Genomic DNA, 1,207 nt, shown 5'->3' with positions numbered 1-1,207 from the left:
TATTTGACCAATTTGGTTGGTAGTTAAACGGCGACTTCGATCCAGCAAAATGATGCAGTTTTTGTAAATAAAGTAAGGAAGCCTGTCTTGCTGTGGTAGCAAATAACCAGTACCACATAATGACGAAGTACATCACCAACTTGCATAACCAACGTCCACCAAAACGGTAAAACCATAACATCAGCATGAGAGGTAGCATCCCTCCTCGCTCTTTAATGTCATTCCATTTTGGTGAAGCTGAATCTGTCATAATTAACCTTGCAGCTTTTGTTTTAATAGCTTCGGCAAGCGAATCAGCATGCCCATAAACAAAGTTGCATGCGCTTTGCTTAGCCCTAAGTTATCTCGCCAAGCATGAAAATGAGAAATTCCCTGCTCTGGGTAAACCACAGGTGTTGGTACATTAATAAAAGGCGTATTTTCCCATTTTAAACGTACTAAAATTTCACTATCAAAACCCATACGTGGCTGAAATTTAGCATTATTCAGCACCTTTATTGTGCTCTCGAGCGGATATACGCGAAACCCACACATGCTGTCTTTAATTTCAAAAGATAAACTATTTAACCACACCCAAAAATGAGTAATGTAACGGCCATATAAGCGTTTTTTAGGAATAGAGGCATCAAAATATGGCTGACCAATTACCATTGCATCTGGATGCTGCCGAGACTGCTCAATAAATTTTGGAATGTCATCCCAGCAGTGTTGACCATCTGAATCGAGTTGTAATGCATGGCTTAAACCAAGCTCATAGGCTGCACGTAAACCAGTCATTACGGCTTGTCCCTTACCCTTATTCACATCATGTTCAATAAGATGAATTTGAGAATATTGCTCTGCCAATGCTTTTAAAATTTGGCTACAAGCATCATCACTGCCATCATTGACCAACACAATCGGTAGATCAAAACTGTCCAGATAAGAAATCAAATCTGCTAAATAATGTGGATGATTATAAACCGGAACAACAAAGCCGTAATTGGACTGCATTTTTAATCCTCTACTTCCATTTGCAAGGCAAATAATAGTCGCCCTGAAGCCAGAATCTGTTCTGAATCACGTAGTTCAAAACTCACTTTATGCTCTTTTCGAGCAAGCTTGAGTTGTACCACAGCATACGGACGAATCAGGTTTTGAAATTTTAACTGCTCATATCCCTGACACCAGCTCAAATCAGACCAAATTGATTTAGCAAAATGTTGTA

At 39.4% G+C, this 1,207-nt stretch carries 1 protein-coding gene and 2 pseudogenes; all 3 read right to left on the bottom strand.

Annotation, left to right across the window (positions count from 1 at the left end):
• Positions 1 to 250: pseudogene (locus VXQ92_RS19310) on the bottom strand (acyltransferase); the annotation flags it as partial.
• A gap of 2 nt (positions 251 to 252) precedes the next feature.
• Positions 253 to 993, bottom strand: coding sequence for a glycosyltransferase family 2 protein (locus VXQ92_RS19305; RefSeq protein ID WP_017816399.1), 741 nt, complete (start codon positions 991 to 993; stop codon positions 253 to 255).
• A gap of 2 nt (positions 994 to 995) precedes the next feature.
• Positions 996 to 1,207, bottom strand: a pseudogene (locus tag VXQ92_RS19300) (acyl-CoA synthetase); the annotation flags it as partial.

The sequence above is a fragment of the Acinetobacter sp. 228 genome, assembly GCF_048147885.1.
This window is presented reverse-complemented; position numbering and strand designations above follow the sequence as displayed.